The 25,364-nt window shown below is 64.2% G+C and carries 20 protein-coding genes; 10 read left to right on the plus strand and 10 right to left on the minus strand.

Going from position 1 to position 25,364, the window contains the following annotated elements; genetic code table 11:
• Window positions 1-51 precede the first annotated feature (51 nt).
• Both LB559_RS25610 and LB559_RS25615 read right to left on the minus strand, forming a co-directional pair.
• Window positions 52-1,029 (minus strand): tripartite tricarboxylate transporter substrate-binding protein, encoded by a 978-nt coding sequence (locus LB559_RS25610; RefSeq protein ID WP_224675261.1) that lies wholly within the window; start codon window positions 1,027-1,029, stop codon window positions 52-54.
• Between the two features lie 135 nt (window positions 1,030-1,164).
• On the minus strand, window positions 1,165-1,620 hold the full coding sequence (locus tag LB559_RS25615) for a DUF2214 family protein (protein WP_224675262.1): 456 nt from the start codon (window positions 1,618-1,620) through the stop codon (window positions 1,165-1,167).
• A 198-nt stretch (window positions 1,621-1,818) separates the two neighbouring features.
• Between LB559_RS25615 and LB559_RS25620 the strand changes: the two genes are divergently transcribed.
• On the plus strand, window positions 1,819-2,352 hold the full coding sequence (locus LB559_RS25620) for a GNAT family N-acetyltransferase (RefSeq protein ID WP_224675263.1): 534 nt from the start codon (window positions 1,819-1,821) through the stop codon (window positions 2,350-2,352).
• 31 nt (window positions 2,353-2,383) lie between these two features.
• Here LB559_RS25620 and LB559_RS25625 read toward each other — a convergent pair whose 3' ends face one another.
• Window positions 2,384-3,148 carry an IclR family transcriptional regulator gene (locus LB559_RS25625; RefSeq protein WP_224675264.1) on the minus strand — a complete coding sequence of 255 codons (765 nt, stop codon included), beginning with the start codon at window positions 3,146-3,148 and terminating at the stop codon, window positions 2,384-2,386.
• 183 nt (window positions 3,149-3,331) lie between these two features.
• On the opposite strand from LB559_RS25625, the gene LB559_RS25630 reads away from it, so the two are divergent.
• From LB559_RS25630 to LB559_RS25650, 5 genes are all read left to right on the plus strand, one after another.
• Window positions 3,332-4,306 carry a Bug family tripartite tricarboxylate transporter substrate binding protein gene (locus tag LB559_RS25630; RefSeq protein WP_013529611.1) on the plus strand — a complete coding sequence of 325 codons (975 nt, stop codon included), beginning with the start codon at window positions 3,332-3,334 and terminating at the stop codon, window positions 4,304-4,306.
• A gap of 139 nt (window positions 4,307-4,445) precedes the next feature.
• Window positions 4,446-4,982, plus strand: coding sequence for a tripartite tricarboxylate transporter TctB family protein (locus LB559_RS25635; protein ID WP_064995576.1), 537 nt, complete (start codon window positions 4,446-4,448; stop codon window positions 4,980-4,982).
• A gap of 4 nt (window positions 4,983-4,986) precedes the next feature.
• Window positions 4,987-6,510: a tripartite tricarboxylate transporter permease gene (locus tag LB559_RS25640; RefSeq protein ID WP_013529613.1), complete on the plus strand. Its 1,524-nt coding sequence runs from the start codon at window positions 4,987-4,989 to the stop codon at window positions 6,508-6,510.
• Between the two features lie 15 nt (window positions 6,511-6,525).
• Window positions 6,526-7,710: a CaiB/BaiF CoA transferase family protein gene (locus LB559_RS25645; RefSeq protein ID WP_224675266.1), complete on the plus strand. Its 1,185-nt coding sequence runs from the start codon at window positions 6,526-6,528 to the stop codon at window positions 7,708-7,710.
• Complete coding sequence (locus LB559_RS25650; protein WP_063168996.1) at window positions 7,707-8,558, plus strand: citryl-CoA lyase; 852 nt, start codon at window positions 7,707-7,709, stop codon at window positions 8,556-8,558. The genes LB559_RS25645 and LB559_RS25650 overlap by 4 nt, the downstream gene beginning before the upstream one ends.
• 4 nt (window positions 8,559-8,562) lie before the next feature.
• On the opposite strand, the gene LB559_RS25655 is transcribed toward LB559_RS25650, so the two are convergent.
• Complete coding sequence (locus LB559_RS25655) at window positions 8,563-9,033, minus strand: NUDIX hydrolase (protein WP_013529616.1); 471 nt, start codon at window positions 9,031-9,033, stop codon at window positions 8,563-8,565.
• A 126-nt stretch (window positions 9,034-9,159) separates the two neighbouring features.
• The gene (locus tag LB559_RS25660) at window positions 9,160-9,468 is read right to left on the minus strand and encodes a hypothetical protein (RefSeq protein WP_224675267.1); all 309 of its coding nucleotides are present in this window, start codon (window positions 9,466-9,468) and stop codon (window positions 9,160-9,162) included.
• A 634-nt stretch (window positions 9,469-10,102) separates the two neighbouring features.
• Here LB559_RS25660 and LB559_RS32920 point away from each other — a divergent pair.
• On the plus strand, window positions 10,103-18,178 hold the full coding sequence (locus LB559_RS32920; RefSeq protein ID WP_263499148.1) for an autotransporter outer membrane beta-barrel domain-containing protein: 8,076 nt from the start codon (window positions 10,103-10,105) through the stop codon (window positions 18,176-18,178).
• Between the two features lie 35 nt (window positions 18,179-18,213).
• Window positions 18,214-18,792 carry an invasion associated locus B family protein gene (locus tag LB559_RS25670; RefSeq protein WP_224621330.1) on the plus strand — a complete coding sequence of 193 codons (579 nt, stop codon included), beginning with the start codon at window positions 18,214-18,216 and terminating at the stop codon, window positions 18,790-18,792.
• Window positions 18,793-18,877: 85 nt separating this feature from the next.
• On the opposite strand, the gene coaBC is transcribed toward LB559_RS25670, so the two are convergent.
• The 5 genes from coaBC to ubiE form a co-directional block, all read right to left on the minus strand.
• On the minus strand, window positions 18,878-20,110 hold the full coding sequence (gene coaBC, locus LB559_RS25675; RefSeq protein WP_224675268.1) for a bifunctional phosphopantothenoylcysteine decarboxylase/phosphopantothenate--cysteine ligase CoaBC: 1,233 nt from the start codon (window positions 20,108-20,110) through the stop codon (window positions 18,878-18,880).
• Window positions 20,107-20,529: a type II toxin-antitoxin system VapC family toxin gene (locus tag LB559_RS25680; protein WP_024502801.1), complete on the minus strand. Its 423-nt coding sequence runs from the start codon at window positions 20,527-20,529 to the stop codon at window positions 20,107-20,109. Before LB559_RS25680 ends, coaBC begins: the two co-directional genes overlap by 4 nt.
• Window positions 20,530-20,531: 2 nt before the next feature.
• On the minus strand, window positions 20,532-20,789 hold the full coding sequence (locus LB559_RS25685; protein ID WP_224675269.1) for a FitA-like ribbon-helix-helix domain-containing protein: 258 nt from the start codon (window positions 20,787-20,789) through the stop codon (window positions 20,532-20,534).
• Window positions 20,790-20,870: 81 nt separating this feature from the next.
• Window positions 20,871-22,445 carry a 2-polyprenylphenol 6-hydroxylase gene (gene ubiB / locus LB559_RS25690; RefSeq protein WP_063168992.1) on the minus strand — a complete coding sequence of 525 codons (1,575 nt, stop codon included), beginning with the start codon at window positions 22,443-22,445 and terminating at the stop codon, window positions 20,871-20,873.
• Between the two features lie 70 nt (window positions 22,446-22,515).
• Window positions 22,516-23,292 (minus strand): bifunctional demethylmenaquinone methyltransferase/2-methoxy-6-polyprenyl-1,4-benzoquinol methylase UbiE, encoded by a 777-nt coding sequence (gene ubiE, locus LB559_RS25695; RefSeq protein WP_013529624.1) that lies wholly within the window; start codon window positions 23,290-23,292, stop codon window positions 22,516-22,518.
• 134 nt (window positions 23,293-23,426) lie between these two features.
• Between ubiE and LB559_RS25700 the strand changes: the two genes are divergently transcribed.
• Window positions 23,427-24,401: an adenosine deaminase gene (locus LB559_RS25700; RefSeq protein ID WP_224675270.1), complete on the plus strand. Its 975-nt coding sequence runs from the start codon at window positions 23,427-23,429 to the stop codon at window positions 24,399-24,401.
• Window positions 24,402-24,547: 146 nt separating this feature from the next.
• Window positions 24,548-25,177 (plus strand): uracil phosphoribosyltransferase, encoded by a 630-nt coding sequence (upp, locus tag LB559_RS25705; protein ID WP_013529626.1) that lies wholly within the window; start codon window positions 24,548-24,550, stop codon window positions 25,175-25,177.
• Window positions 25,178-25,364: the final 187 nt, after the last annotated feature.

Genomic DNA, 25,364 nt, shown 5'->3' on the forward strand with positions numbered 1-25,364 from the left:
GGTAGCGGATGCCGAGCGAACAGGGGCGCCGGTGGCGCCCCTGTTCAAACCTCAGTCGGCGTACTGGCCGGCGGCTTCGATGATCGGCTTCCAGCGCGCGATCTCACTTTCCAGCTTGGCCTTCAGTGCGGCGGGCGTCGCATCGGCCTCGGGCGATGGCTTGGTGCCGAGTTCGGCGAAGCGGGCCGCGACGTTCTGGTCCTTCAGCGCGACCTGGAGCGATTTCGACAGGCGTTCGGTGATCCCGGCCGGTGTGCCCTTGGGTGCATAGAGACCGTGCCAGATGCCGACCTGCACTTCGGGAAGGCCGCCTTCCACCGTCGTCGGCACGTCTTTCAGCACATCGAGGCGCTCCGGCGAGGTGACGGCATAGGCCTTGATTGTGCCGCCCTGGATCTGCTTGGTGGTGTTGGTCGTCTGGTCGCACATGATGTCGACCTGACCGCCGAGGAGATCGGTCATGGCCGGGCCGGTGCCCTTGTAGGGCACGGTGACCAGCGGCGTCTTGATGGCGCTCATGAACAGCATGCCGCACAGATGCGAGGCCGCACCGATGCCGGCATTGGCGACGGTTATGGAATCCTTGTTGGCCTTGGCGTACTCCACCAACCCCTTGAGATCGGTCGGCTCCAGGTCCTTGCGGCCGACGATGGTCATCGGCACCTCGGTGACGAGGCCGACATATTCGAAGTCGTTCAGCGTGTCGTAGGCGAGCTTTCTGTACAGCGTCGCACTTGTCGCCATGCCGATGTGATGGAGCAGCAGCGTATAGCCGTCAGGCTCGGCGTTGGCGACGCGGCCGGCACCCAGCGTGCCGCCGGCGCCGCCGACATTCTCGACGATGACCTGCTGGCCGAGATCCTTCGACATCGCTTCGGCGACGAGGCGGGTGACCGTGTCGGTCGGGCCGCCGGCCGCAAACGGCACCACAACGGTGATGGTGCGTTCAGGATAGGTCTGCGCGCCGGCAGTGAACCCATAAAGCGTAACGGCCGCGGCAGCAGCCAGAGTGGCGACAAATCTTCTCATCGTGATCTCCTCCCAATACGTAAATCTCCAACCGCTGCGCGGGGTCCTCTCAACACCCTGCAGATGGAGCAACAACTAGCGCAAATTAACAGATTGCAACCGGACTCAAACGGCAAACTGCTGATGGGCGCCATCCTAATAGCCGTAGCCGCGCGCCATCGCCGCGGCGAAGATCGGGATGAGCAGGAAGATGCAAGCTTCGGCGCGGATGTAAGTCTTTACGGACGCAAGCTCGGCCGCCGGCACCTGGAACGAGGCATTGCCGCTCGCCTGCCTGTTCCAGGATATGAAGCGGACGGTTGGGATGATCGACAGCAGGCCGACAGCGCCGAACGCCGCTATCTTGGCCCAGAACACCCAGTTGTAGACGTAGAATTCCCAGCCCTTGAGGCCATAGAAGACGCGGCCGATGCCGACGACGATGATCAGCGTGGCAATGATGCCGTAATGGCGGTCGATGCCTGCGAGCCTCTTGAGCGTCGCAGCACCCAGGTCGCCGCGGATCAGGACGAATTCGGCGCCGATGATCCCCGCCAGCGAAAAAACCAGCAGATGATGGAAGATCGCAAGCACAAGATCGGTGGCGTCCATGCTCTTTCCCCGGGTTTGACGGCGCCAATGCGCGCTTGAAAGTCGCGCTGGCAGGTGTTGAAATCGGCCTGCGGTGAAAAATAACACCGTCTCGCAAAATTCCCATAGCGGTGCCTGGATGATGGGCCGTGTTGCCCTGGCCCCTTGCGCCGCACCGGCGATTTGCTAATCGCTGGCGATCCGTGCGAGGCAGATCCCATGAACAATCCACAAGCGACCGTTGCTCCTGTCATCGAAACGAAGCGCACCATCCTGCGGGCACACCGGCTGGACGATTTCGACAGCTATGCCGCGATGTGGACGGATCCCGTCGTCACCCGCTTCATCGGCGGCAAGCCGCGCACGCGCGAAGAAAGCTGGATGCGCTTCCTGCGTCACGCCGGCCTGTGGTCGCTGCTCGGCTATGGCTTCTGGGCGATCGAGGAGAAGGCGACCGGACGCTTCATCGGCGAGGCCGGGTTTCACGACCTGAAGCGCGACATGGAACCATCGATCGAAGGCATTCCCGAGGCCGGGTGGGCGCTGGTTCCGGCGGTGCACGGGGCGGGCTTTGCCACCGAGGTGGTTGGCCGCATCCTGGCGTGGGGCGAAGTGACTTTCGGGCGCGAGAAGACCGTCTGCATCATCGATCCGGAAAACGGCGCTTCGCTGAGGGTGGCTGCCAAGTGCGGTTACCGGGAAGTGGTAAAGACCACCTATCACGACGCTCCGACCATCCTGCTGGCGCGGTGACCTGAGCGGGGGCTTCCAACGAGGACGTGTTCTACCGCATGGCGTCCGCTGCCAGGCTTGCCCGCTCGAGCATTGAGGCGTCCTCGCCGAAGGCGCGGGTGGCGCGGGCCGCCGCCTCGAGCAGCGGACGCTTCATGCGCTGCAGAAAGGCCGCATCGACGCGCGTGCTTGGTCCAGCCAGGGTCAAGGCGCCGAGCAGGACGCCCCCTGGCCCGAATACCGGCGCCGACACGCCCCCCGTCTCGGGGTCGCGGTCGCCGACGGCGAGACAGTTGCAGGTCTTGCGGATGGTCTCGTAGGGTTCGCCCTGCTGGCCCGAAAACGCTGCGAGCACGCGGCCGCCCGAGCCGAGCAGCAAAGGCAATACGTCGCCTTCGCGTATCGTGTAGCGGATCGGGTGCTTGGATTCGACGCGGTAAAGACAGGTGCGGACATCGCCCGAGCGAACGTAGAAGGCAACGCTTTCCCAGCTTCGCTCGGAAAGATCGCGCATGATCGGCAGCAGGATGTCGACCGCCACGACCGAACGCTGGTAGAGCGCACCGAGCCGAAACGTCGCGGGTCCGACGCGGTAGCGCCCATTGTCGAGGCGCTCGAGCAATCGTCCGCGCAAAAGGGAATTCGCAAGCCGCAGGATGGTGCTCTTGTAGAGGCCGGTGCGCGCCGCGATTTCGGCTAGGCTGAGCGACCGGTCCTCCGTGCTGAAGGCATCGAGGATGGCAATCGCCCGATCGAGTGCTGCAACACCTTCGGCGCGGTCGATTTCCGCATCTGCCGATTTGCTTGGCGAATCCATGGCGGTTCCAGTTTGAAGAAAGCCGAGCGACGCGACTGTGTCGCGCCGCCAAATCGTTCTGTCCAGTAGAATATCGTTTCCGTTGACAGAACTCCGTAACATCTGCTTGAAATCGATGACGGGTCTGGATGCAGGCGCGTTTTGGCGGGCACCGGAGGAGGTGTCGTGATTTGGAGGAATCCCATGCTGGACAGACGCAGATTTTTGATGAGCACCGCAGCCGTGGGTGCCGGGCTGATGACGTCGCATCTTTCTCCCGCTTTGGCCGAAGGCGCGCCCCAGATACAGCTCTTCGTGCCTGCCGCACCGGGTGGTGGCTGGGACCAGACGGCGCGCACGATCGACCAGGTGCTGCGCAGTGAAAAGCTCATCTCGGGTTCGCAGATCACCAATGTCGGCGGCGCCGGCGGGACTGTCGGGCTGCCGCAATTCATCAGCCAGTGGAACGGCAAAGGCAATTCCCTGATGGTTGCCGGCATGGTCATGGTTGGCGCCATCATTGCCAACAAGGCCGCCAACAATCTGACGCAGGTCACCCCGATCGCCCGCCTTACCGGCGAGTTCGAAGCCTTGGTCGTGCCGGCGGAGTCGCCGTTCAAGACGGCCGCTGATTTCGTCGCCGCGCTCAAGGCCGATCCGACAAAGGTTCCTGTCGCCGGCGGCTCCGCAGGCGGTTCCGATCACATCCTGTTCGGCCTGATTGCCAAGACTGTCGGCGTGCCGGCGACAAACCTGTCCTACGTGCCGTTCGCCGGCGGCGGTGAGGCGTTGTCGGCGCTGCTCGGCAACCAGGTCGCGGCCGGCATCTCCGGCTTTGGCGAGTTTTCCGAGCAGGTCAAGGCGGGCGCGCTGCGGCTGCTCGCCATCTCGGCAGACAAGCGCCAGGACGGCATCGATGCGCCGACGCTGAAGGAGGCCGGCATCGATGTCGAACTGTTCAACTGGCGCGGCGTCTTCGCACCGCCGGGTATTTCCGACGCCGACAAGGCAGCGATGATCACCCTGATCGAGACCATGGCCAAGAGCGACGCGTGGGCGACCGAATGCAAGAACCGCAACTGGACGCCGATCCTGCTCACCGGCGACGACTATGCGAAGTTCGTCACCGAGGATTCAGCCCGCATCGAGGCGATCCTGAAGGATCTCGGGCTCGCCTGATCCATCGTCATAGGGGCGGCGCAGGTCGCCCCTTCTCGCATGAAATGCAAGCCGGCATGACCCTGCGGTGGGGAGCAAGCATGCGGCGCCGGGCATTTTCGCCAACCATACTTGGCCAGCTCTCCTGGGGAGGACAATCATGAGCACCAGCGACCAGCAGCCGGCGCCGTCGCGGCTTGCCGTGCCGGAATTGTTGATAGGCATCGGGCTCCTGGCCTGCGCCGGCGCCGTTGCCTGGCAGACGCTGGCGATCCCGGTGTCGCCGCTCTACTCCAAGGTCGGCCCGACCGTCTTTCCCTACCTTACCATGGTTGGCCTGGTGGTACTTTCGCTGTTGCTCATCCTTGCCGCGCTTCGCGGCGGCTGGCAGCCGGAGGAGGAAAAGGAGACGCCGACCGACTGGAAGGCAATGGGCTTCGTCGTCATCGGCCTGATCGCCAATCTGCTGCTCATCCAACCGCTCGGCTTCACGGCGGCATCCGTCATCATGTTCGTGCTCGTCTGCTACGGCTTCGGCAGCAAGCGTACGCTGCGGGACGTCGTGCTCGGCCTTATCCTGGCGCTGGCCGCCTATTTCGGCTTCGCCAGGGCGCTCGGCGTCAACATCGGTGCCGGTTTCATCGAGAACCAGCTGAACGCGGTCATCGATGCGTTCATCACCATGTTGAGGGGCTGACGCCATGGAAACGCTCGGACATCTCGCACACGGCTTCTCGGTCGCCTTCACCCCGGTCAACCTTCTGTGGTGCCTGCTCGGCACCACGCTTGGCACCGCCATCGGTGTGCTGCCCGGTCTTGGGCCGGCGCTGACCATCGCGCTGCTTTTGCCGATCACCTATCAGGTGGCGCCGGAGGCATCCTTCATCCTGTTTGCCGGCATCTATTACGGCGCCATGTACGGCGGCTCGACGACGTCGATCCTGCTCAACACGCCCGGCGAAAGCGCCACCATCGTCACCGCGCTGGAAGGCAACAGGATGGCGCGTTCCGGCCGCGGCGGTGCGGCACTCGCCACTTCGGCGATCGGCTCGTTCGTCGCCGGCACGATCGGCACGATGGGCGTCGCTTTCCTGGCGCCGGTGGTGGTCAAATTCGCGCTGGCCTTCGGTCCGGCCGAATATTTCTCGCTGATGGTGCTGGCCTTCATCACCGTCTCGGCGGTGCTCGGCTCGTCTTCCGTTCGCGGCCTGACCAGCCTGTTCGCAGGCTTCGTCATCGGCATGATCGGCGTCGACCTGCAGACCGGCCAGCCGCGCTTCACCTTCGGCATGACCGAACTGCTCGACGGCGTCGACGTCATCATCGCCGCCGTTGGCCTGTTTGCGGTCGGCGAGACGCTGTACATGGCCTCGCGCCGCTATGCCGGCAAGGACGAGATCGTGCCGCTGAAGGGCTCGCTCTACATGACGGCGGCCGAGTGGGGGCGTTCGTGGAAACCCTGGCTACGCGGCGCCGCGATCGGCTTCCCGATCGGCGCCATGCCGGCGGGCGGCGCCGAAATCCCGACTTTCCTGTCCTATGCCATCGAAAAGAAGCTGTCGAAGCACAAGCAGGAGTTCGGCACGGTCGGCGCCATCGAAGGCGTTGCCGGCCCCGAGGCCGCCAACAATGCGTCCGCAGCCGGCGTGCTGGTGCCGATGCTGACGCTTGGCCTGCCGACCTCGGCGACGGCGGCGATCATGCTGTCGGCGTTCCAGAGCTACGGCATCAATCCCGGACCACTGCTTTTGACGACCCAGGGCGACCTCGTCTGGGGGCTGATCGCCAGCCTGTTCATCGCCAACGTCATCCTGGTCATCCTCAACCTGCCGCTGATCGGGCTGTGGGTGCGGCTGCTGAAAATCCCGGCGCCGCAGCTCTATGCCGGCATCCTGGTGTTCGCCACGGTCGGCACCTATGGCATTTCGCAATCGCCCATCGACCTCGTCATCCTCTATCTGCTGGGGGCCGCCGGTTTCCTGATGCGGCGGTTCGATTTTCCGACCGCGCCTGTCATCATCGGCATGATCCTTGGGCCGCTCGCCGAAACCCAGTTCCGCCGGGCGATGACTATCTCGAATGGCGACTGGTCCGTGTTCTACACCCACAAACTGTCGCTGACACTGCTGACGCTCGCCTTCATCGGTCTCGCCGGCCCGCATATCTGGGCCTTCATCGAGCATCGTCGTCGGCGCGGACCGGAGCATGTGCCCGGCGATGCCTGATCGATCCCTGATGCCATGACAGAACTGCTTTCCGGTATTCGCGTCCTCGACCTGACCAATGTCCTGGCCGGTCCCTACTGTGCCTATCAGCTGGCGCTGCTGGGCGCCGACGTGATCAAGGTCGAGGCGCCGCAAGGCGGCGACCTCGCCCGCCAGCTCGGCGGCTCGCCGAAGCTGAACAGCGCCGGCATGGGCGCCTCGTTCCTGGCTCAGAACGCCGGCAAACGGTCGGTTGTGCTCGACCTCAAGAAGCAAGCCGATCGCGAGCGCTTTTTCGATCTGGTGGCCAGCGCCGACGCACTGGTGGAGAATTTCCGCCCCGGCGTGATGGATCGGCTGGGGCTTGGCTACGAGGCACTGAAGACGGTCCGTCCGGGCCTCGTCTATTGCGCGATATCGGGTTTCGGCCAGACCGGGCCAATGCGCGATAATCCTGCCTATGACCAGATCATCCAGGGCCTGTCTGGGATCATGAGCATCACCGGCACACCGGAAACGGCGCCGCTGCGGGTCGGCTATCCCGTCGCCGATACGCTTGGCGGACTGGTCGGCGCGTTCGCCATCGCCTCGGCGCTGGTGCGGCAGAAGACGAGCGGCGAGGGTGCCTTTCTCGACGTCTCGATGCTCGAATGCACACTTTCCGCACTTGGCTGGCCGGTTTCCAACTATCTGACCGCAGGTATCGACCCCATGCCGATGGGCAACGAGAACATGACGGCGGCACCCTCCGGTGCGTTTCGCACCGGCGACGGGCTCATCAACATCGCCGCTAACAAGCAGGAGCAGTTCGTGGCGCTGTGCCGGCTGATCGGCCGGCCGGAATTGGCTTCCGATGTCCGCTATGCAGAGCGCGAGACGCGCAAGCGCAACCGTGCGGCGCTTAAAGTCGAGATCGAGGACGCCCTGGCGGGCGCCTCGGCGGCGGCCTGGGAAGAGACGCTCAATCGCGCCGGCGTGCCTGCCGGCAGGGTGCTGACGATCCCGCAAGTGCTGGCCGAGCCCCAAGTCCTCGAGCGCCAGGTGAACGCGCATTTCGACGATGTGGCTGGCATGGACAAGCCGCTGACCGTTTTGCGCGGCGGCTTCATGGTCGATGGCGAGGCGCCCTTGCCGACAAAGCCGCCGCCGGCGCTCGGCGAACATATGAGCGAGGTGTTCGCCGACCTGCCGCCCCGCACCAGGACAAAGGCACGCGCATGAGCGGCACGGAGAAGAAGACGGGCCGTGAGCGCGGCGAGGAATGGTGGCAGACCGACATCATCGAGATGCGGCCAGGTGTCATCCGGCTGCGCGGCTACGAGATCCAGGATCTGATCGGCCGCGTCAGCTTTCCGGCTGTCATCTGGCTGATGCTGCGCGGCGAACTGCCCAGCGAGGACCAGGCAGAATTGCTCGGCATTGCCTTGGCTGCCGCCGTCGACCATGGACCGCAGGCGCCATCGATTGCCATCGCGCGCATGGCTGCAACCTGCGGCGTCGGTATCAACAGCGCCATGGCCTCGGCCATCAACGTTCTCGGCGACGTGCATGGAGGCGCCGGCGAGCAGGCGCTTTCCTTCTATGGTGACATTGCCGTGGCGATCGATGCCGGGATGACGCTGAATGAGGCGGTCTCGGCGCGGCTCGACCGGTTCTTCGCCGAGGAGAAGGGCTATGTGCCGGGGCTCGGACATCGCTTCCATCCCGTCGACCCGCGCGCGCCGCGCTTGCTGGAACTGACCCGCGAATTTGCCGCACGCGGTGCCGTCAATGGGCGTTTCGCCGATATCGCCGAAGCGGTCGAGGCGGATGTCGAACGCCGCAAGGGGAAAAAAATACCCCTCAACATCGATGGCGCCACCGCCGTCATCTATGGCGAACTCGGTTTTCCGCCGCCGTTGACGCGAGGGCTTTTCGTGCTGTCGCGCTCGGTCGGCATCCTGGCGCATGCCTGGGAGCAGTCGCAGCAGGCCGAGCGAAACAAGGGGCCGCTGCCGCGCGAGTGGCTGTGGGCCTATACCGGCACGCCGGTGCGGCCGTTTCCCGAAAGCGATGACCCCGGCGAGTGAGGCTCTACGCCTGGTCCACCTGCACAGGGATCTTCAGCGTCTTCACCAACGTTGAAAGATCCGGCTCGTCGATGAGCATGGCCGCATCGGCTGGCGCCAGCCAGGCCCGCTGGCGTCGTTTGGCTTCCTGCCAGTCGGCCAGTTCCTCGCTCACCTCGAGCAGGTAGACGATGACGTCGACGCGGACAAAGCGATTGGCCAGCCGCTTCCAGTAGGAATAGGTGCCCGCCGGCTGCTTCAGCGTCTTGCCGAGCACGCCGGCTTCCTCCTGCGCCTCGATGGTGGCCGCCTTGCGTCCGCTCTTGCCCTTCATCGGCCAGCCCTTGGGGACGATGAAGCGCCTGGTGGTACGCGACGTGACCAGCATCACCTCGATATCGCCACGCGCGGTCAGCCGGAAGGGAATAGCCGCCACCTGGCGGATTCTCTCGCCCTTCTTTGCCTTGCGTACGGCCTTTTTCTTGGTGGCTGCCATTCGTCAATCCAGTCGATGCAATGTCGCATAGCGCGACAAGGCGTCGTTGCAAAACCAAAACTTTCGCATGTGCCAACGACACTCGAAATACATAAGTCGGCTAAATAAACGAGAAAGGCCTTGATGTCAGCGGCAATTGCTCACGGCGGTGGTGCCGATTATCTGGGTCTGGCAGCTTGGCTTGAGCTGCTGCACGACCGGTGGCGGTTGCTGAAAGATCTGGCGGTCCTGGGCGCGATTCTGCTGCTGTTGCTGTTGATATTGCTGCCGCTGTAACCTGTTTTGCAGGATTTGCAGGTCGTTCTGCCGGATCAGCGCATTGTTGCCGGTAGCGGGATTGAGCGCTTGCGCGGAAGCCGGCAGGCAAACGCCCGCCAGCACTGCCGTGGCCAGCATTGCCACTGTGAAGATCGTTGATGGCCGAAGTGCCGACATCCGTTCATTCCCGCGCAAAAACTCTGTCCTTTGATATAGGGCGTTTGCGCGTCGATGCCATGGCCAGCGGGTCGAGTATCACGAATCGGGCGGTCCAATCGCTTTGTTCTGCGATTTCGGCCGCGAAACGGCAGATAGTCATCATATGATGACTATGAAACGTCGGTGGCTTTGGTCAGTGTTCCCCACGTAAATTTTTGGTTTCATCCGGCATAAGTTAATGTATTCTAATTGAGTCAGAGCTCCGCAAGTGGGAATACGGATGCCCTGTTTTAATGCATTGAACCTTATTGCACAGTGCCGGCATCCTTATTGCAATTGCATGAGCAGAGCATAGCGGTGGCGTCGGACTCAAGCAGGCATTGAGGCGCGCCCCCGTAAAATGGGGGGTAAGTGCATGGCTTTGTTCACAGAGCGCGTTGCCGTATTGTCGTGCGCATCGGCCGACGACGGTTCAGCCAAGGCATGTTCTGAGGAAGTTCTTCGTGATGCCGCGGCGACTCAGAAGGGTTTGCCCGGCCGGCCGAATCAATGTCTCGCCACTCTGCCCAAACGGATAGCTCGATTGCTTTGCGCTACGGCACTGGTGGGGCTGGTCTTTCCTTACGCTCAATCTCCGGTCCATGCGCAGCAATTGTCCATCAATACGGATGGTGCACCGGGCGACAATGGTGATGACGGAATCGGTACTGCTGACGCCGGAGATGGCCATTCGCCGGTGGCGCCGGCTACGGGAACGAATAGTGTCGGCCGCACGACCTCCGGGGAGGCCGCTTTCGTTGGCAGCGCCCGGGGTGGGCGCGGCGGCGATGGCGGCTCGGCTGTCCATGCAACAGCCGTCCCGCCTTTTGTGGAGATCAAGGGTGGTAAAGGCGGCGATGGCGCCAAGGGCGGAACCGTCGATATAACAAACAACGCATCTGGCGCCCTCGAAACATCGGGGGACAATGCTCCCGGCATATCGGGCGACGCCAGCGGTGGGGATGGTGGTAACGGCGCATGGGCATTCGCCATCGCGGTAGGCGGTAAGGGCGGCGTCGGCGGGCGGGGTGGCGATGGCGGCACGGCGACCGTGACCACTACGATCGAAAGCAATATCATCACGCACGGGGTCAATTCGACCGGCATCACCGTCAATTCCAGCGGAGGGCGCGGCGGCAATGGCGGCTTGGGCGCTGCGATCGGTGCCGGCAAGGGTGGCAATGGCGGCAATGGCGGTTTCGGCGGTGACGCGAAAGGCGATAATGCCGGCTCCATTTCCACGGACGGGGCTTTCTCGAAGGGTATGCTTGTGCGGTCGGCGGGCGGCGTTGCCGGTGATGGTGCGAGTGGTTTCGGTATCGTGGGTAACGGCGGCAATGGGGGCGTGCCGACAATCGGCGGCAATGCCGAGGGGATAAATTCCGGGACCATCACAACTCGGGGAGATTTTGCCAGCGGCATGGTCGTGCAGTCGGTGGGCGGTGGCGGCGGCGACGGCGGTGGCGGTCTAGGTCTGTTCGGCGGTGGCGGCGCGGGTACGGATGGCAATGACGGCCGGGCAGCCACGGGGACCAACACCGGCAACATCACCACCAGTGGCCTGGGCGCCATCGGCATGCTGGTCGAGTCGGTGGGCGGCGGCGGCGGCGATGGCGGCGGCGCCATCGGTCTCGTGTCGATCGGTGGCAAGGCAAGCGGTGGCGGCCAGGGCGATACGGCGACCGGCAATATTGGCGGCGTCATCAAGACCGGCGTCGATGGAAACGGCGGCGACGGCGCGCATGGCATTCTGATCCAGTCGGTCGGCGGTGGCGGCGGCAATGGCGGCTACGCCATCGGCGTAGCGCCTGCAATTTCGGTCGCCATCGGCGGTGGCGGCGGCACTGGCGGCAAGGGTGGCGTGGTCAACGTCAATCAGGCCGGCAACGGTGTGACCGTCGAGACGAACGGCCGTTCCGCTAGCGGCATCATCGCACAGTCGGTCGGCGGCGGCGGCGGCAATGGCGGCGGCGCCATTGCCATTGGCGGCCTGGTGGGTGTGTCGGTAGGCGGATCAGGCGATGCGGCGGGTGACGGCGACAAGGTGAATTACAACGTTGCGAACGCCAAGGTCACCACGCTCGGGGACGATTCCATCGGCGTGCTTATGCAGTCGGTGGGCGGCGGCGGCGGCAATGGCGGGTTTGCACTTTCCGGCTCGACCGTCGCAGCAGTGGGCGTCGGCGGCAGTGGCGGCAAGGCGGGTAAAGGCGGCGTGGTCGACGCGACCGTCGGCGGCACCGTCAACACCTCCGGGGATCGGTCGACCGGCATCGTTGCCCAATCGATCGGCGGCGGCGGCGGCAATGGCGGCTTTTCCGGCGCTGCCAGCTTCGGCGCCAGTGTGGGTGTCGGCGGCAGTGGCGCAGGCGGCGGCGATGCCGATGCCGTCACGCTGCGCACGGCTGATGGCGCGATGCAATCGATCACCACGGACGGCGCGGATTCGGCCGGCCTGATCGTGCAGTCGGTCGGCGGCGGCGGCGGCAATGGCGGCTTTTCCGGCACACTGTCGGCGATTGCCGGCTTCGGCATGGGGGGAAGAGGCGGCGCGGCCGGCAAGGGCGTGGCGACGGAAGCCACCTATAATGGTTCGGTCGAGACTTTCCGCGAAAGGTCGGCCGGTATCATCGTGCAGTCGATCGGTGGCGGTGGCGGAAATGGCGGCGGCCAGTTCGGCCTGAGCGTCAACGCAAGCGTGGGCATCGGTGGTTCGGGCGCGGGGGGCGGCGAAGCCGGGACGGCAAAGTTCTTCTCGACGACAACACTTGACGTCACGACCCATCAGTCGGACTCGGCCGGCGTCATCGTGCAGTCGGTCGGCGGCGGCGGTGGCAATGGCGGCTTCTCGTTGAACGGCGCGGGTCTTGTGGCTGCTGTCAGCATCGGCGGCAAGGCCGGCACTGCCAGCGACGCCAAGGCAGTGACGGTCGGCATCAATTCAGGGCTGATTCACACGCTTGGCGACCGCTCCACGGGTATCATCGCCCAGTCGATCGGCGGCGGCGGCGGCAATGGCGGCGGCACGGCTTCCGCCGGCCTCGGCGCCAACGTCACAATCGGTGGCAAGGGAGGTGGCGGCGGCACGGGCTGGACCGTCGATGTCACCAATGGCGCGGCGGTACACACCGAAGGTGTCCAGTCTCATGGCATCCTGGCGCAGTCGATCGGCGGCGGTGGCGGCTCAGGCGGATTTGCCGTCTCGGTTGGCGGGCCGTCCTTCTCGCTTGGCGGCGATGGCGCGTCGGGCGGCGGGAGCAAGAAGGTCTATGTCGAAAACACAGGCCTGATCAGCACGGACAAGGATATGTCGATCGGCATCTTCGCGCAGTCGGTCGGCGGCTCGGGCGGCGACGGCGGGTTTGCGATGGCGGCCGGCGCCTTTGCCGCGGTCGGCATCGGTGGCAAAGGCGGGGCCGGCGGCGCGGCCGGCGAGGTAGAGGTCAAGAACACCACCAACATCACGACGGTGGGCTCCCTCTCACACGGCATTCTCGCCCAGTCGGTCGGCGGCGGTGGCGGCAATGGCGGATCTGTCGGAACGTTTGCCGTCGGTCTGTTCGGCGCCGCTTCCGTGGCGATCGGCGGCGGTGGCGGCGATGGCAATCTCAGCAACCAGGTCACGGTCACCCACAAAGGTGACATTCATGTCGGCGGCATGGGCTCGAAGGCCATCCTTGCGCAATCGGTCGGTGGCAGTGGCGGCAACGGCGGTTCGGCTTATTCAGGCGCGGTCAGCGCTGGTCTCTACGTGTCCGCTTCGGTCGGGGTTGCCGTGGGTGGCGAGGGCGGCAACGGAGGCAATGGTGGAAAGGTAACGGTTCGGGCTGATGGCAACCTGATTGCCGACACCGACGCAGCCGGTTCCGGCGGCATCGTTGCCCAGTCCATCGGCGGCGGCGGCGGCAATGGCGGCCGCGCTGCCACGATTTCGGGTGCAGCCAGCACGGGGGTTAGCGTTTCACTCGGTGTCACTGTTGGTGGCTGGGGTGGCGACGGTGGCAAGAGCGACCTCGTCATCGTCGACAGCGGCATGAATGGCGGCGGCAGCATCGTTACCAAAGGCGCCAACGCGATCGGCATCCTCGCGCAATCGGTGGCCGGTAGCGGCGGCAATGGCGGCGATTCCTGGGGAGCTGCAGGCGGCTTCGGGGTCAACGCCAGCATCAATGCGACGGTCACCATCGGTGGCGGCGGCGGCAAGGGCAACATCAGCGGCGATGTCGCCGTTCACAACGCCATGACGATCAAGACGGGTGGGGACATGAGCGCCGCGATCGTTGCCCAGTCGATCGGCGGCGGCGGCGGCAACGGCGGAGCGACCAATGGCGCGACGGCCGATCTCGGTACAGAAAACGGCGTCAACGTCGCCGTCAACGTTGGTGTTGGTGGGGCGGGTGGCACAGGCAACAAGTCCGGTGCCGTGGATGTTACGAATTCCGCCAATTTGACCACCGACGGCGACTATTCGTCCGGCATTGTTGCCCAATCGATCGGCGGCGGTGGCGGCATGGGCGGTGCGACAAACACGCAGGCCTTCCACGTCGGCGGCACCGCCGGCACGAGCGTTACCGCAAATGTCAGCATCGGCGGCAATGGCGGCGAAGGCAACGATGCCGCCTGTGCCGCGGACGCAGGTGGCAATGCCACTTGTTTCGATGGCAAGGTCGGTGTCGCAGTCGATAATTCGGGCGAGATCCGCACAAGCGGGTTCAACTCGGTCGGCATCCTCGCCATGTCCATCGGCGGCGGTGGCGGCGGCGGCGGCTCGGCTTCGACCAAAGAGGATATCGTCGGCCCAGGCGATGCTGGCGAGACTTCGGTCGGTATCGGCGCGGCGATCGCGCTCGGTGCCGGCGGCGCCGGCAATGGCGGCACGGTTTTGGTGACCAACCGCAATCTGATCGTCACGGACGGCGCCGATTCCTATGGCATCAGCGCCAATTCGATCGGTGGCGGCGGCGGTGTCGGCGGCTCGTCCAGCTCTGGCGTGCTTGGCACTTACGCAATCGGCGGCTCGCTTGGCGGTGCGGGTGGCAAGGGCGGCAATGGCAACCAGGTCGATGTCGTCAATATGGCCGGCGCAACGATATGGACCAAGCAGGAGCGCTCGATAGGCATCTTCGCGCAGTCGGTCGGTGGCGGCGGCGGCGCAGGTGGTGCCGGCGAAAGCAAGGGCAAGAGCGATGGCGGTGAGGTCGCGGTAAACCTGTCGCTTGGCGGCTCGGGTGAGGTCGGCGGCAACGGCGGCAAGGTCAATGTCGAAAACAGCGGCATAATCCAGACCGACAAGGCCAATTCCCACGGCATCCTGGCGCAGTCGATCGGCGGCTCCGGTGGCGTCGGCGGCGCGTCCGGCACGTCATCCACCGACTCGAAGATCGCCATCACGCTGAGCCTCGGCGGCGCCGGCGGCGCTGGCGGTACCAGCGACAAGGTTCACGTCCAGAACTTCCAGAGCGGTTCGATCCTGACGCAGGACGACAACTCGCACGGCATCTTCGCACAGTCGGTGGGCGGCGGCGGTGGTGCGGGTGGCGCTGGCTCGACGGAGACCGGTAAGGCCGAGACGGCCGTTACCATGTATATTGGCGGCCAAGGCGGCAGTGGCAGCATCGGCGGTGAGGTCGAGGTCAACAACTTCGGCAAGATTGAAACACTGGGCTATATCTCGCACGGCATTTTTGCGCAGTCGATCGGCGGTGGCGGTGGTGCCTCGGGTGCCGCGACCGGCGCATCGGAAGCAGACATGACAATCGGTGGCGGTGCCAGCATACCCAACGGGATTCCGATCCCGGTGGTCGGCGACCCCAACGACCCCGACAACGAGGCCGATGGTGGCAAGGTCACCGTCACCAACGATGGCGAGATCATCACACACAAGGATGGGTCATACGGCATCTTCGCCCAGTCCATCGGCGGCGGTGGCGGATATGGCGGCACGGTTTCGTCCGACTTCGCCGGGTCCGATTCCTTTGCTCTCAGCCTGGGCGGCAAGGGCGGCAACGGCGGCGATGGCGGAGATGTGAGGGTTGAGGTTTCCGGATCGATCGAAACCTTCGGCGCCCGCGCGCATGGCGTCGTGGCGCAGTCGGTGGGCGGCGGCGGCGGTGTCGGCGGCGACGCAAAAGGTAAAACCTCGAACGCGCTCGGCATCGGCGGCCTTGGCGGCAATGGCGGCGATGGCGGCGACGTGACCGTGATCCGCACCGGCACCATCACCACGCATGGTGTCGATGCGGTCGCCATCATCGCTCAGTCGGTCGGCGGCGGCGGCGGCATCGGCGGTGCCGGCTTCGGGCGCTTCGGCGCCACGGCGGATGGCGGCAGCGGCATCGACAACAACACCATCGGCTTCAACACATTTGCGGGTGCCAAGGGCAATGGCGGCACGGTGACCATCCAGCAGGACGGCGAGATCGTCACCGATGGCGAGCGGGCGCACGGCATCGTGGCCCAGGCGGTGGGCGGCGGCGGCGGCCTGGCCGGCACGCTCTCCGCCGGCGCTGCCGGTTCCGGCGGTGGCATCGGCGATGCCGCGGCGGCGACGGCGACGGCCATGAGCCAGGTCTGGGTCAAGGGTGCGAGCTCGTATGCCATGTTCGGACAGAGCGCGACCGGCATCGGCGATGCGCACGCGGTTACGCTGACCGCGGGCGACAGCCTGTTCGCGCAGGGTGCTGGTTCCGTGGCCGCCTACGGCGAAAGCACAGCCAACGGCGCGAAAGGCAACATCACCATCAATCTCAACGGTCATTACACGATTGGCGGCGCCGGAACCGGCGTTGCCGCCATGCTCGTCGGCGGCGCCAACAACGCGCTGACCAACCACAGCCTGCTCTACGCAATGGGAGCGACGCCGACATTCGAGATCCAGGCAGCGGATATCCAGGCATTCCAGACCTTCCTGTTGGCGCCCGGTCCCGTCGTGCCGACCAATGCGATCCTGGAATCGCTGCTCGACGATTTCAGTCCGCTGGCCATTACCGGCACGTCGGGTGATGACCATGTCGACAATTCGCGGCTGGGCGACACGCTGGGACGCGTCATCGGCAACATCGATCTCGGCGGCGGCAACAACAGCTTCCACAATTTTGCCGATGCCTCGATGGTCGGACTGAAAACCATCGATCTCGGCGGCGGACTGTTCATCAATGACGGGCTCTATACCAACCAGGGCATCGGCGTGGTGGCAAAGGTGGATGTCGGCGGCGGCTTCAAACAAAACCTGTCCGGCGATTTCGTCACCGATGTGGATCTCAACAACCAGATCACGGATGCCCTGGCACTAACGGCGGCCGGTGACTTCAACGGCGAAGCGCCGCTGAATTTCCTGTCGATCGATAAGCTGTTCACGGAATATGTGGTCGCCAATGGCTCGGGGATGACCGACTCCGGCATAGCAGCGAAGACCTTGCATCCGGCAGTGGGCTTCAACTTCCAGTTCCGGGTGGATGGCGGCACCGATCTCGTTCTTTACGCCGACAACCCGACATTCCTGGAACTGGCGCAGGATCCGGGGTCCGGCACCACCGATCCCGGCGTGTTCCAGATGGCGCAGTACCTTGACGATGTCGAGGCAGCATCGACCCCGGACAACCCGATGGCCAGGCTGATCAACATGCTGCGCTTCCTGCCCAATGAAGAGGAACTGGGTGCAGCATTGACCCGGCTCACACCGCATTATGCCGTGCATACGTTCGACATGATCAACCGCGAAGCCGACATGATGCTGGAAGCGGCGCGTGAGTGTACTGGCGTGCCTGCCTACAAGAATCCCGACGGCCGCTGCGTCTGGGCAACGATCAGCCCGCAGGCCGAGTACGGCCGCGACGCGGGCGCTGGCACTACAAGCCGCGACGACGTCCTGAAGACGATGTCGCTTGGCGGCATTGGCGAGATCGGCCAGAACTGGTCGCTTGGTGCCACGATCGGCCGCACAGAGTTCGATTCCAAGATCGGCTTTGATGGCGACCTGCTGTCGGAGACCACCGGTGAGGCCTGGCAGGCCTATGCGCTGGCCAAATATACCAACAAGAATTACTTCGTGGACTTTGCACTCGGTGGCGGCACGGGCTCGTTCAAGGGCGAACGCGACACCCATATCGACCCGGCATTCTACATTCCGGGCGAAACGTTGGCGGGTGGTTATCTCGACGAGGTAATGCTGCCTGGCATCGGCAGCAGCGTCACCTACACACAGAAGACCGCGATGTTCGGCGGCTCGGCGCGGTTGGGTTTCACCCGGGAGATGGGCGCGTTCTATCTGCAGCCGACAGTGCAGTTCGACGCGCGCTGGCTGCGTGTCTCAGGCACGGAGGAGGGTTCGGTCGCCGCCTTCAACTTCGATGGCTCGGCCAACACTTACTATTCTGCAACCCCTGCAATCGAGATCGGCACCGACATCGCGCTCAGCGACATTGCCAGCCTTCGCGTCTACGGCAAGGCCGGGGCGGAGTTTTCCAACAAGGAGTGGGAAATCGAAGGTCGCTTCGCGGCGGCGGAGAATCTGCCTGGCAACCCCGCATTGCACTTGACGGAGGCCGTCGATTCGCCGCTCTATCGGGTCGGCGCCGGCCTTGAACTGAATGGCGTCAATGGCGTCGGCATGTCCGTCAGATATAATGGCGCCTTCGGCGAAACGGTTAAACAGAACGCGATCAGCGCGTCTCTCAAGGTCAGCTTCTAGCTGGCCCGAGGCGGAGCCGGGCGGGAGGGGTCTTGATGAGGAAGTTCGCGTATTTCTTGGCGATGCTGGGTGTTGCCTGCACCGTCGGTGTGCCGGCCGTGGCGGCGCAAACCAAGAGCGACAAGGCGGTCGCGGCACCGGCTGCCGCCGATGCGCCGCAGTTGCCCGGTGGCGCGTCGGCACTGTCCGAAACCCACGGCGACTGGACGGTCAATTGCCAGATATCAGGCGCGACCAAAACCTGCAGCCTGTCGCATCAGCAATTCAACAAGCAAAACAATCAGCGCCTGCTGGCGATCGAGCTGTCGAGCAAGACCGGCGAGGATGCCACGGGAACGCTTGCGCTGCCGTTCGGCCTGGCGCTGGCCAAGGGGGTGAGCCTGACCATCGACGATCAGAAGCTGGACGGCAGCCTGGCGTTCAACACCTGCCAGGTCGTCGGCTGTCTGGTGCCGGTGGTGTTCGATGCGACTGTCACGCCGCTGCTGAAATCAGGCACCACGCTGAAGATCGACGCTTTCGCGGCAGACACCGGACAAGCGGTGAGCTTTTCCATTCCGCTCAACGGCTTCGCCGGCGCACTTGCCCGGACCGCGGAGCTTTTGACCAATTGATGTGAGCCGCAGGACTTAAAGCGCGCGCCGCCTGAACGCAGTCTCGCGGCAGGGCGGTGCGTCACTGCAGCAGAACATTTTTCAGTCAAACGACGATTGTTTTAAGCCGTTCGGCGATCAGGGCGGCAAGCCGAGCCGCCACTTCGTCCTTGCTCATCTCCGGCCATTCCTCGACACCGGCCTTTGACACGATCCGCACCCGGTTGCGATCGCCGCCCATCACGCCCGAAGAGCCGACGCCGCTTCCCTGCGACACGTCGTTGGCAACGATGAGATCGGCGCCTTTCTTCTTGAGCTTGGCCTCGGCGTTGCGCAGGAGATCCTGTGTCTCGGCGGCGAAGCCGATAACCAGGCCGGGTCGCTGGCTGTGATGGCCGACGCCGGCGAGAATGTCGGGATTCTCGACCATGCGCAGCACCGGCGGCTCTTCGCCCGCGACCTTCTTGATCTTCTCACCGGCCGAGTTCTCGGTGCGCCAGTCGGCCACGGCGGCGACGAACACCGCCGCATCTGCGGGCAAGAGCCGTTCCACCGCGTCGCGCATCTCCTGCGCACGCTCGACGTGAATGGTCTTCACTCCGGGGGGATCGGCGATGCCGACAGGGCCGGAGACGAGGCGCACATCGGCGCCGAGCCTGGCCAGTGCTGCCGCGATCGCATGGCCCTGCTTGCCGGACGAGCGGTTGGCGATGTAGCGCACCGGGTCGATCGGCTCATGGGTCGGGCCGGAGGTGACGATGATCTTGCGCCCCGACAGCGGCCTGGGGCCGACATCGAGCAGCGCCTCGACCGCGGCAACGATCTCCAGCGGCTCGGCCATGCGGCCTTCGCCCGCCTCATTGCTTTCGGCCATCTCGCCCCTGGCCGGACCGACGAAGGTGACGCCGTCCTTCTGCAGCGTCGCGCGGTTGCGGCGGGTGGCCGGATGCGCCCACATTCTGGGGTTCATGGCCGGCGCCATCAGCACCGGCTTGTCGGTGGCGACAAGCACGGTGGAGGCCAGATCGTTGGCGTGGCCGTTTGCGAGCTTCGCCATCAGGTCGGCGGTGGCGGGCGCCACCACCAGCAGATCGGCCTCGCGCGACAGCCTGACATGGCCGACATCGTGTTCGTCATTGCGGTCGAACAGCTCGGTGAAGACATGGTCGGCGGAGAGCGCGCCGACCGACAGCGTGGTGACGAATTCCTGCGCGGCCGATGTCATGACCACCCGAACCGCGGCCCCGCGCTCGCGCAGCCGGCGGATCAGATCCAGCGCTTTGTAGGCGGCGATGCCGCCGCCGATGATGAGCAGGATGCGCTTGCCGGAGAGGCTCATGCACCCTCCCAAGGATTGACTATGCTGATACCGCAATCGGAAAAGTCAGCAACATTTCTAGTCACCACCGCAAAGCCCCGCGAGCGAGCAACCGAGGCGATCTGTGCGTCAAATTCGCGTATAGGACGTCCCAGAAATCGTCTGTTCGAAACAATCTCCGCGTATGCTTCGGCTTCGCGGTCACCGAACGCGAGCACTGGGGTCTTGAGCCATTTGGTGAAAAAGGCCCCGATGACACTACCCAGTGCAGCCTTACGCGTTCCGTCCGGCATGTTCGCAAGCCCAACGAGCAGCTCTGCCTTGGTCATCGCCGTGACATATGAGCGGGTCGCGAGCGAGCTATCCATCCAGGTAGCCACCCCTGCATCCGGCCGTGGTTTGAAGGTTTCCGAGATAACATTCGTATCCAGCACGAACATGGTTAGTCAAATTTCAGTGGCTCGCGCGTAGGGCCGCGCTCCGGCAACTCGATATCGAAACCGCCGTGGGGCTCAACCAGCCTACGAATCGCGGCATAGAGTGACTCTCCCCGAGGGTCTTGGTCCACACCGTCCGAAAGAACACTCTTGGCAAGAACGCTACGCGCTTCCTCTTCCATTGAGACTCCTCTCACGGCAGCTCGCTCACGCAGTTTCTGCTTCACGTTGGTGTCGAGATTGCGGATGGTAAGTGTGCTCATGTTTTTGCTCCTTACCTCAACGTAGTCCATGAAAGCGTTGCTTTCAATGATAGCAATGCCGGCACTGCTGTCACCGAGAACTCAGATCATCTTCCAGGCGATATAGACCAGCGTCACGGCAATCACCCAGAGTGCCCAGCGGCCGGAACGGCTGTAGCGCGCCTCGGCCTTGCCGATGGCGTGGGCGGTGGTCTCGTCGAAGCGCAGGCCGTGCTCGGCCATCAGGTCGATCTCGCGCGACAGCCGGTCAGTGCGCGCCGCAAGCTCGGGCACCTGGCGGGCCAGCGTCAGCAGCGCCTTGGCGCCATCGCGCGCATCCATCATCATGCCACGCGGCCCAAGATTGCCTGATATCCAGTCGCCGACCACCGGCTCGGCAGTCTTCCACATGTTGAAGGCCGGGTCGAGCGTGCGCGCCACGCCCTCGACCACCACCATGGTCTTCTGCAGCAGGATCAGTTCGGGCCGCGTCGCCATGTCGAAGAGCTCGGTAACTTCGAACAGCAGCGTCAGAAGCTTGGCCATCGAGATGGTCTCGGCCGGCTGGCCATGGATCGGCTCGCCGATCGCCCGGATCGCCTGCGCGAAGGCCGCGACATTGTGCTGGCGCGGCACATAGCCGGCCTCGAAATGGACCTCAGCGACGCGCAAATAGTCGCGCGTGATGAAGCCGTAGAGGATTTCGGCGAGGAAGCGGCGCTCCTTCTTGCCGAGCCGGCCGGCAATGCCGAGATCGACGGCGACGATGGTGCCGTTCGCCTCGACGAACAAATTGCCCGGATGCATGTCGGCGTGGAAAAATCCGTCGCGCAGCGTGTGGCGCAGGAACGACTGGATCAGGTTGGTGGCGATGGTTTTCAGATCGTGGCCCGCCGCGACCAGTCCGGCAATGTCGTTCATCTTGACGCCGTCGACCCACTCCATGGTCAACACGTCGCGGCCGGTACGCTCCCAGTCGACGGACGGCACGCGAAAGCCGGGGTCGTGCCTGGTGCTTTCGCCGAGCTCCGAGAGGGCCGCCGCCTCGAGGCGAAGATCCATCTCGATCTTGGTGGTCTGCGCCAGCGTCTGGGTGACCTCGACCGGCCGCAGCCGGCGTGAGGAGGGGATGTATTTCTCCTGCAGGCGAGCGGCAAGGAAATAGCTTTCGAGATCCTGGAAGAAGCGGCGGCGCACGCCGGGCCGGATCACCTTGACCGCCACCTTGGTGGCAACGCCGTCATGCATGGCATCGGCGGCATGGACCTGGGCGATGGAGGCGGCGGCGACCGGATCGCCGAATTGCGCGTAGAGATCGCCGACTTTGCGCCCGAGCGAGGCTTCGATGGCCGCTATGGCTTCGGCCTTCGGAAAGGTGTGCATCTTGTCCTGCAACATGGCGAGATCGAGCGCCATGTCGTTGCCGACGACGTCGGGCCGCGTCGCCAGGAACTGGCCGAGCTTTACATAGGAGGGACCGAGCCGGACGACCGCCTTGGCCAGCCGGTCGCTGCGCTCATAGGCCAGCGCGCGGCGGCGCGTGAACAGCCGTGCCATCCGCCAGCCGAACTTCGGCAGGCCGGACAGTTCCTCACCCGGCAGAGCGGCGACGACACCCTCGCGGACCAGCACCCAGCCGGCCCTTACGAGCCGGAATCCTGCACTGACATTGCTCATGGCCGCGCCAACCCTGCCGGCTCTTTGAACCGGCATAGCACGCGTCGATTGTGAGAAATGCGGTCCGGCCTCAAAGCTTCCAGCCCGAATGAAGTGCTGCAATACCGCCGGAATAGTTGCGGAAGGAAACGCGGTCGAAGCCGGCGCGGGAAATCATCGTCGCGAAATTCTGCTGGTTGGGAAACCTGGCGATCGATTCGACCAGATAGGAATAGGGCTCGCCGTCGCCGGTGACCATCTTGCCGATCTTTGGAATGGCGTTGAACGACCAGGCTTCATAAGCCTTGTCGAGCAGCGGCATCTCGACCTCGGAAAATTCCAGGCACAGGAAGCGCCCACCGGGCTTCAGCACGCGAAACGCTTCGCCCAAGGCCACCTCGATGCGCGGTACGTTGCGGATGCCGAAAGCGATGGTATAGGCATCGAATGTGGCATCAGGGAAGGGCAGTTCCTCGGCATTGGCCTCGACGAAATCGGTGTTGCCGGACAGGCCCTTCTTTTCGGCCCGGTCGCGGCCGACAGCCAGCATCGAGCCATTGATGTCGAGCACGGTGGCATGGGCATTGCCGTGGCTGGCATCGACGATGCGAAAGGCAATGTCGCCGGTGCCTCCGGCAACGTCGAGCACCTTCCAGCCCGCCCGTTTAGGCGGATTGAGCCAGGTGACCATGGCGTCCTTCCACAGCCGGTGCAGGCCGGCCGACATCAGATCGTTCATCAGGTCGTAGCGGTTGGCGACCTTGTGGAAAACATCGTTGACCAGGGACTGCTTGTCGCCAGCCCCTACACGCTTGAAACCATAGGAGGTTTCCATGCCGCCCGCGGCCGTGGTTCTCTCAACTGACATTTTTTTGATCCGTCATAAAACCGGCGGGACCATAGCCGATCGATGGTGCGGGCGCTATTGTTTAAGGCGCGGTGTTCAGCCGCGCTTCCAGGTGGCGGGTTTTCGAGACCTGGACGGACCGACGGGATGATTGAATGCCTTTGAAAGCGGAACTGCACTGCCACATTGAAGGGGCAGCGGCGCCCGAACTCGTCATCCGCCAGGCGCAGAAATACGGCAAGGACACCTCGCCCTATATCCAGAACGGGTCCTTCGTCTGGCACGATTTCACCTCCTTCCTGGCGGCTTATGATTTTTCCGCCGATCTGTTCCGGACCGAGGAGGACTATGCGCGGCTGGCCGACCACTATCTGACCAGCCTTGCCCGCGATGGCGCCATCTATTCCGAGGTGTTCACCTCGCCGGACCACGCTAAAAAAGCCGGCCTGTCGCCCAAGGCCTATACCGACGCGCTCGGCGAAGGCATGGCCCGCGCCAAGGCCAAGACCGGCATCGAGGGCCGCATGATCGTCACCGGCGTGCGCCATGTCGGCGTCGAGTCGATCGAGCAGGCGGCGCGCTTCGCGGCGCGCTGCGGGCATCCGCTGGTCACCGGTTTCGGCGTTGCCGGCGATGAGCGGGTCGGTGATATGGAGGACTATGTCAGGGCTTTCGAGATCGCTCGCGAAGCCGGGCTCGGCATCACCATCCATGCCGGCGAACTGACGGGCTGGGAGACCGTCCAGGCGGCGCTGGATCACATCCGCCCGTCCCGCATCGGCCACGGCGTTCGCGCCATCGAGAACCCGGACCTCGTCCGGCGCATCGCCGACGAGGGTGTCGTGCTGGAATGCTGCCCCGGTTCCAACATCGCGCTCAAGGTGTTCGACAGTTTCGCCGATCATCCGTTTCCGGCCCTGCAGGCGGCAGGCTGCAAGGTGACGCTCAATTCCGACGATCCGCCCTATTTCTGGACCTCGCTCAAGCGTGAATACGATATCGCTGCCGAGCATTTCTCGATGAACGACAAGGCGCTGACCGCCGTCACCAGAACGGCCATCGAGGCCGCTTTCGTCGATAGAAAGACAAAGACGGCACTTCTTGCCCGGTTGAACAGCGCGGCACGCTGATTTCCGCCGACAAAGCTGTGGTCGGTGCGGGCCAAGCGGTTCCTTGGCCGGCGCATTGCCGCTAGGGTTCGCCCAGGCAGCTTGAAGCGCGGCGCGTCCGAAAGGGCGATGCGCGCATTTTCGGGCGCAGGCATCAGGAGAACACCATGCAGGGCGTCACCGTCGTCGACCACCCGCTTGTCCAGCACAAGCTGACCATCATGCGCAAGAAGGAAACCTCGACGGCGGGCTTCCGCCGGCTGCTGCGCGAAATCTCGCTGCTGCTCGGCTACGAGGTCACCCGCAATCTCGAACTGACGACGACGACCATCGAAACGCCGATGGAAACGATGGAAGCGCCGACGCTCGAGGGCAAGAAACTGGTCTTCGCCTCGGTGCTGCGCGCCGGCAACGGCTTGCTGGAAGGCCTGCTCGACCTGGTACCGGCGGCGCGTGTCGCCCATGTCGGTCTCTACCGCGATCACGAAACGCTGGAAGCGGTCGAATATTTCTTCAAGGCGCCGAGCGACCTCGCCGACCGGCTGGTGATCGTCGTCGATCCGATGCTGGCCACCGCCAATTCGGCGATCGCGGCGATCGACAAGCTGAAAGAGCGCGGCGCCACCAACATCCGTTTCCTTTGCCTGCTGGCGGCGCCCGAAGGCATCGAGCGCTTCATCAAGGCGCATCCGGACGTTCCCGTCTTCACCGCTTCGATCGACCGCCAGCTCAACGAGAAGGGCTACATCATGCCCGGCCTCGGCGACGCCGGCGACCGCATGTATGGGACCAAGTAATATCAGACCAAGTCGCCTGGTACGATTTACCAAATATTTACGCAAAGGCGCGGTTTTGGCGCGCGTTAAAGCGGCAAACACCATCCGGGCTTAACGATCGGCTGTCACTACAGCGCCGCGCGTCCGTTTCGGACGCGCAAAGGACGCTGTAGCACTTTGATTTTGTGCATGAGCCTTTCCGAAAATC

This window comes from Mesorhizobium sp. BR1-1-3, assembly GCF_020165455.1.
Classification (GTDB): Bacteria; Pseudomonadota; Alphaproteobacteria; order Rhizobiales; family Rhizobiaceae; genus Mesorhizobium; species Mesorhizobium ciceri.